This window comes from Epibacterium sp. MM17-32, assembly GCF_022348205.1.
Taxonomy (GTDB): Bacteria; Pseudomonadota; Alphaproteobacteria; order Rhodobacterales; family Rhodobacteraceae; genus Epibacterium.
In genome coordinates this window covers 123572-130782 of the sequence record NZ_JAKRFC010000014.1, presented here as the reverse complement: position 1 = coordinate 130782, position 7211 = coordinate 123572, and the positions used below count along the sequence as shown (strand labels likewise).

The 7211-nt window shown below is 60.6% G+C and carries 5 protein-coding genes; 1 reads left to right on the top strand and 4 read right to left on the bottom strand.

Annotation, left to right across the window (positions count from 1 at the left end; all coding sequences use genetic code 11):
* Positions 1-303 precede the first annotated feature (303 nt).
* The 4 genes from msrQ to clpB all read right to left on the bottom strand — a co-directional run bounded on the left by msrQ (position 304) and on the right by clpB (position 6166).
* Positions 304-903, bottom strand: a complete 600-nt coding sequence (msrQ, locus tag MHM88_RS18895; protein WP_239368170.1) for a protein-methionine-sulfoxide reductase heme-binding subunit MsrQ — start codon at positions 901-903, stop codon at positions 304-306.
* Complete coding sequence (gene msrP / locus MHM88_RS18890; RefSeq protein WP_239368168.1) at positions 903-1811, bottom strand: protein-methionine-sulfoxide reductase catalytic subunit MsrP; 909 nt, start codon at positions 1809-1811, stop codon at positions 903-905. Before msrP ends, msrQ begins: the two co-directional genes overlap by 1 nt.
* Before the next feature lie 71 nt (positions 1812-1882).
* Positions 1883-3373, bottom strand: a complete 1491-nt coding sequence (locus MHM88_RS18885) for an FMN-binding glutamate synthase family protein (protein ID WP_239368166.1) — start codon at positions 3371-3373, stop codon at positions 1883-1885.
* A 174-nt stretch (positions 3374-3547) separates the two neighbouring features.
* Positions 3548-6166, bottom strand: a complete 2619-nt coding sequence (gene clpB / locus MHM88_RS18880; RefSeq protein ID WP_239368164.1) for an ATP-dependent chaperone ClpB — start codon at positions 6164-6166, stop codon at positions 3548-3550.
* Positions 6167-6407: 241 nt separating this feature from the next.
* Here clpB and pyrF point away from each other — a divergent pair, with 241 nt between their 5' ends.
* The gene (pyrF, locus tag MHM88_RS18875; protein ID WP_239324398.1) at positions 6408-7133 is read left to right on the top strand and encodes an orotidine-5'-phosphate decarboxylase; all 726 of its coding nucleotides are present in this window, start codon (positions 6408-6410) and stop codon (positions 7131-7133) included.
* The last annotated feature ends 78 nt before the right edge of the window (positions 7134-7211 follow it).

The following is a 7211-nucleotide window of genomic DNA, read 5'->3' as shown; positions in this document are numbered from 1 at the left end:
CCGTCATCTCCCGTCGTTCCTGCGTCGCCTCGCTGGCTCAGCGTCCCGTCCGGTGTCTCTCAGCAGCGCCTCAGCGCCGCCGGTGAAGGGGGTTCTATGCATAACCTCAGATGCCCGCAACCCCTTTTTTGCAAAACTGTCATTTTTTCACCCAAACCCAACAAAACAACATGTTTTCATAGAGATAAACTTCTACGAGCCCTCTCCGACACCCCTGATCCCGTACGAGATCCCAGCCTTCTCGTTTACAAATCAGACACTGAACGTGGAATCGCGACGCGGGGCGAGGAGATTCCGCTGTGCTCAGGCCCGTCGTGGGACCGGGAGTTTCAACCTGAGCAGCAAAAGGAGACTGATTCCGCCCAAATACAGCAGCGGTTCAATCTGAAACCCTTTTGCGAGCAACACAAAGTGCAGTGCTGCCAAGAGTGCTGCCGGGTAGGCGAGTCGGTGGAGCTTGCGCCATCGCGACCCGAGTTTGCGAATAGAGGCCGTGTTTGAGGTCACCGCCAATGGGATGAGCAGCACAAAGGCGGCCATACCGACCGTGATATAGGGACGCTTGGCGATATCAGCGAAGATCTGGCTCGGGATCTGCACATCCAGCAGCAGCCACACCAGCAGGTGACAGACAACATAGGCAAAGCACAAAAGCCCCAAAGCCCGGCGATGCATCACGAGGTTCACCCCCAAGAAGCGCCGCAGCGGTGTCACGGCAAGCGAGGCAATAAAGAACTGAAGCGCCAACTCGCCGTAGCGATGCTCCAGTGCCTTGATCGGCTCCACGCCAAGCCCGCCCGTGAGGCCCTGCCAGAACAGCCAGACCGCCGGGGCCAGCCCACATATATATATGAGCCACGACGGCACCCGGCGCAGAGCGGAATTCAGTGTCGCAAGATCCATCAGAAGTTCTTTGTCAGATCCAGACCTTCATAGAGGGATGCGACCTCCTTATCGTAGCCATTAAACATCAGGGTCGGCTGACGGCGCGAGAACAGCCCGCCACCGATGCGGCGCTCTGTCGCCTGACTCCAACGCGGGTGATCCACCTCCGGGTTCACATTGCTGTAAAAGCCGTATTCGCGTGCATTGGCCATGTTCCAGCTGGTGGGCGGCTCTTGATCTGTAAGCGTGATCTTCACCACCGATTTGATCGATTTGAAGCCATATTTCCACGGCACCACCAGACGCAGCGGAGCGCCGTTCTGGTTCGGCAGTGGCTTTCCGAAGATACCCGTCGCCATCAGGGTCAGCGGATGCATCGCCTCATCCAGCCGCAGGCCCTCGCGGTAGGGCCAATCCAGAACCGGGTAGCGGGTGCCCGGCATTTCATCCGGACGCAGGAGCGTTTCAAAGGCAACGTATTTCGCGCCCTCCTGCACACCGGCCACATTCAGCAGATCGGCCAGCTCAAACCCCTGCCATGGGATCACCATCGACCACGCCTCGACACAGCGGAACCGGTAGATCCGGTCCTCAAGCGTCATCTCCGACAGGATCTGCTCAAACCCATAGGTGCCGGGGTTATCGACCATACCATCGATCTCGACCTCCCACGGGGACGTCGTCATCTGGCCTGCATATGTAGCGGGATCGGTCTTGCCGGTGCCGAACTCATAGAAGTTGCAATAGGTGGTGACCTCTTCCCACGTGTTGGGATCAAGGCTCTCCGTCTCGGCCTGTGCAAGCCCCGCCCCAATACTGCCAAGTCCCACACCGCCAAGCCCGGCGAGGATCTTGCGCCGGTTCCAGAACAGGGGTTCGGGCGTGATGTCGCTGTGGGTCAGGTCGTTCTGCCAGCGGTGGGCCATATGTGCGCTCCTTCAAGTCGGGTTGCCCCATGAGGTAACGCCCCAAGGCCTCAGAGCAAAAACATATCCTCTCACATCTCCGCGACAGCACTGTAACTTGGCAGGATCTCATTCATCGGCCGCGAGGAGCCATCCTCCTGAACGATGCGCATGTGGCGGCGGCGCATCTTGCGCGGCTCATCCACACCGACCGAATGGGCGATGGTCTCAACCTCGTGAATGACCTCGCGGGCATAGCGGGCGACTTTCAGGTATTTATCCTCAACCACAAGCCCCTGCTGAAAGCGCGGGTCGTGGGTGGTGATGCCGGTCGGGCAGGTGTTGCGATTGCATTTAAGCGCCTGAATGCAGCCCAAAGAGAACATGAAGCCCCGTGCAGAGGTCACAAAATCCGCGCCCGCCGCCAGCGCCCAGGCGACATCGCCCGGATTGACCAGCTTGCCGCTGGAGATGAGGCGAATGCGGTCCTTGAAACCATACTCATCACGCAGATTGCACACCATCGGCAGCGCCTCGCGCACGGACATGCCCACAAGATCGATCAGCGGCATGGGCGCTGCCCCGGTGCCACCTTCGCCACCATCAATGGTGATGAAATCCGGCACATCATCGGGACGTGCGGCGAAGTTCAGGAACATCTCGCGCAGGGCGACTTCGGAGCCTGCGACGGTTTTGATGCCGACGGGTTTGCCTGTGATCTCACGGACCCGCGCCACCATATCCAAGAGTTCGTCATAACTCTCGATATCAAGGTGACGATTGGGGGAAATGCTCGCTTCGCCCTCGGTGATGCCACGAATTTCGGCGATTTCGGCATTGACCTTGGCCGCAGGCAGGATGCCACCCTTACCGGGCTTTGCACCCTGCGCGAGCTTCAGTTCAAACATCCTCACCTGCGGGATCTCGGAGATTTCTTTCAGGCGCGTATCGCTGAGATTGCCCGCCGCATCGCGGACCCCGTATTTGGCGGTCCCGATCTGAAAAACGATGTCGCACCCCCCATCAAGGTGAAACGGGCTGAGCCCCCCTTCGCCCGTATTGAGCCAGACACCTGCCTCACGCGCGCCGCGACTTAAGGCCGTCACAGCCGGGCGCGACAAGGCCCCGTAGCTCATGCCCGAGATATTGAAGAACGATGGTGCATTATAGGGAACGCGCGCGGTGGGGCCGATCAGCATCGGCTCGGTCGAGGCGGATTGATCGTCCAGCGGTGGAAAGGGCGCGTTTACAAAGATCGGCGTGCCCGGCACGGATGTGTTGCGGGTGGAGCCGAAGGCAACCGTATTTGTCACCCCGGAACAGGCGCGCGCGATCCATTCCCGCTGCGCCCGGTTGAAGGGCAACTCCTCACGGTCCATCGCAAAGAAGTACTGACGGAAGAACTCTCCCAAAGTGCTGAACAGATGGCGAAAGCGTCCAAGGACCGGATAGTTGCGCCGAATGGCATCCTGCGTCTGGGTGCGATCGGCGACGAACATTGCCAGCCCCACGAGCGCAACGACGCCGATCAAACAGATAAACACTACCGCGAGGATCGACACCGCATTCATCGCAAAACCCATCACACGTCCTTTCCGTACTCAAATTGCGCGGCCCGCGCGGACCTGGCTGCACTCAGCTATAACATGTTGATCCATGACAGGCGGATGACGTTTGCCGCACCGCCGATCACGAGAACTTTCATTTGCAAAAAAGGTCGCCCCGCAGGGCGACCCATGATCATTCCATAAGGGCGATCAGTGCACCACGGCATCATCCGGTCTCGGCCGGTCAGAGCTGCCGACACGATCCCCGATCACCAGCCCCTCAGCGCCCGCGGAAACAGGAACGGTTTCACCATCCTTGATGTCTCCGGCCAACAAGGCCTCGGCCAGCGGGTTCTGCAAGGCACGCTGGATCACGCGCTTGAGCGGACGCGCACCAAACACAGGGTCATAGCCCTCATCCGCGAGCCATGTCTTGGCACCGTCGTCGAGCTCAAGCGTGATCTTGCGCTGCGCCAGACGTTTGGCCAGACGCCCAAGCTGGATCTCGACGATACCGCCCATGTCCTGCCGCCCCAGACGGTCAAAGATCACCGTTTCATCGAGACGGTTCAGGAACTCAGGCCGGAAATGCGCCCGCACGGCGTCCATCACGTCGCGCTTGGCATCCGCCGCATCCGCACCATCCGGCAGCTGGCTCAACGCCTGTGCACCGAGGTTCGACGTCAGGATAATCAGCGTCTGCTTGAAATCCACGGTCCGACCCTGACCATCGGTCAGCATCCCATCGTCAAGCACCTGCAAGAGCACGTTGAACACATCTGGATGCGCTTTTTCGACCTCGTCGAACAGCACCACCTGATAGGGCCTGCGCCGCACGGCCTCCGTCAGCACACCGCCTTCGTCGTAACCGACATAACCCGGAGGGGCGCCGATCAGACGTGCGACCGCGTGTTTCTCCATGAACTCCGACATATCGATGCGCACCATGGCGCTGTCATCGTCAAAGAGGAACTCGGCCACAGCCTTGGTGAGCTCGGTTTTCCCCACGCCGGTCGGCCCGAGGAACAGGAACGACCCCAGCGGACGGTTCTCATCATTGAGCCCCGCGCGCGCCCGGCGCACCGCATTTGCCACAGCCGTCACGGCCGCATTCTGGCCGATGACGCGCTTGTGCAGACCATCTTCCATCCGCAAGAGCTTCTCTCGTTCTCCCTCCAGCATCTTGGAGGTCGGAATACCGGTCCAGCGCTCAACCACGGCTGCGATCTGCTCTGGCCGCACCGCTTCCTCGACCATCAGGCCCTGCTCTTCTTTCTGTTCCGCTTCCGAGAGCTGCTTTTCCAATCCCGGAATGACGCCATAAGAGAGCTCACCCGCCTTGGCGAGGTTGCCTTCGCGCTTGGCGATGTCCAGTTCCGCACGAGCGCGATCCAACTGCTCTTTCAGATCACGCGCCGAGGCGAGCTTGTCGCGTTCGGCCTGCCATTGCGCCGTCATCTCGCTGGAGCGCTCCTGAAGATCCGCCAGTTCCTTCTGGAGATGGTCCAGACGGTCCTTCGACGCCGCATCATCCTCGAGTTTCAGCGCCTCTTCCTCGATCTGCATTTGCAGGATCTGACGATCAAGCGCGTCCAGTTCTTCGGGCTTGGAGTCCACCTCCATGCGCAGACGCGATGCCGCCTCATCCACAAGGTCGATCGCCTTGTCGGGCAGGAATCGGTCGGTGATGTAGCGGTTTGACAGCGTCGCCGCAGATACCAGCGCCGCATCCGCGATGCGTACACCGTGGTGCAGCTCGTATTTTTCCTTGATGCCGCGCAGGATGGAGATCGTGTCCTCCACCGTTGGCTCGGTCACCATGACGGGCTGGAAGCGACGCGCAAGGGCTGCGTCCTTTTCCACGTACTTGCGGTATTCGTCGAGCGTGGTCGCACCGATACAGTGCAATTCTCCCCGCGCCAGCGCCGGTTTGATGAGGTTTGCCGCATCCATCGCGCCATCGGATTTGCCGGCGCCCACAAGCGTGTGCATCTCGTCGATGAACAGGATGATTTCACCCGCCGCATCGGTGACTTCGTTGAGAATTCCCTTGAGGCGCTCCTCAAACTCGCCGCGATACTTCGCACCCGCAATGAGCGCGCCCATGTCGAGCGCCAGCAGACGTTTGTCCTTGAGGCTTTCAGGCACGTCACCGTTTACGATGCGCAGGGCCATGCCTTCGGCAATCGCGGTTTTGCCCACGCCCGGCTCACCAATCATGACGGGGTTGTTCTTGGTTCGACGCGACAGCACCTGCATGGCGCGGCGGATTTCGTCGTCGCGACCAATAATCGGGTCGATCTTGCCTTCACGTGCGCGCTCCGTCAGGTCGAGCGTGTATTTCTTCAGCGCCTCATAGGTGTCTTCGGCATTCGCGGTATCCGCCGTGCGGCCCTTGCGCACATCGTTGATCGCCTCATTCAGCTTTTGCGCAGACACACCGCCTGCGTCCAGTGCATCCTTGGCCTTGGATTTCACCAGCGCCAGTGCAGTCAGCAGGCGTTCGACCGGCACAAAGCTATCGCCGGCCTTCTCGGCAACCTTGGTCGCCTCATCCAGCACCTTGGCGGTCTGCCCATCCAGATAGATCTGGCCGGCGTCGCCTGAGACCTTCGGCAACTTGCCAATGGCCGTTTCCACGGCCTCGCTGACACGCGCCGTATTGCCACCTGCATGAGTGATCAGGTTCGCCGCCATGCCCTGGTCGTCGTCCAGCAGTGCCTTGAGAATATGTTCCGGCGTCAGCCGTTGGTGACCCTCGCGCAATGCGATGGTCTGGGCGGCCTGGACAAAGCCACGCGCCCGTTCAGTGAACTTGTTCAAGTCCATCTTCTTCTCCTCTTCATAAGCGCCCCGCGCATGACCCCGCCCGCTTGGCGGCACAGGATCGGTGTGGGCCTCGATCAAAGATGTGGGCATTCGCGCCCCATCTTCAAGTACTTGCCTACCATGCCAAAGGTTGACGAACCTTGACAACGATCAGGCCGGGCAAAAATCCCGCATACGCCCTTTTCCACAGGGGCCACAGGCAGTAGGAAGGCGCAACCCAGCCCAGACCGGAGAGATGCCAATGACCACCCCCGCTGCCGATGACCGTCTGATCGTTGCCATGGACGTGCCCAATGCGATTGCCGGGCTGAAGCTGGCCGAGCAGCTTGGCGACGCTGTTTCCTTCTACAAGATCGGGCTGGGCATGCTGACCGGGGGCGGTCTGGCGCTGGCAAACGAGCTGAAGCAGGAACACGGCAAGAAGATCTTCCTCGACATGAAGCTGTTTGACATCGGCGCGACGGTGGAAAACGCCGTGCATGGCCTGGCACAGTTCGATCTCGATTTCCTGACCGTGCATGGCGATCCCTACGTCGTGCGCGCCGCCAAGGAAGGGGCCGCAGGCAAGGACCTGAAAATCCTTGCCGTGACCATTCTGACCTCACTTGATCGCGAGGACCTTGATGGCGCTCTGATCAAGCCTGGCGAGATCAAGGATCTGGTGCAGGAACGCGCGGGCAATGCACTGGCCGCCGGCGCAGATGGCGTCATCGCAAGCCCGCAAGAAGCTGCCCTGATCCGCGCCCTGCCCGAAGCCGAAGGCAAATTGATCGTGACCCCGGGGGTGCGCCCGGTGGGGGCCGATCTGGGCGATCAGAAACGCGTCACCACACCGGCGCAGGCCCTGGCATCCGGCGTGGATCACATTGTTGTTGGTCGACCAATCTGGCAGGCCAGCGCGCCCCGCGCCGCCGCCGAAGACATCCTGCGGGAAATGAACAGCCCGCAAGCAAAATCCCCCAACTAGTATGGAACCACGGCCAGCCACAGGTCGCGGCCCTAGGGGATGGCCTCTCCCGCGACAATCCCTGCCTAAAAAGCGGGC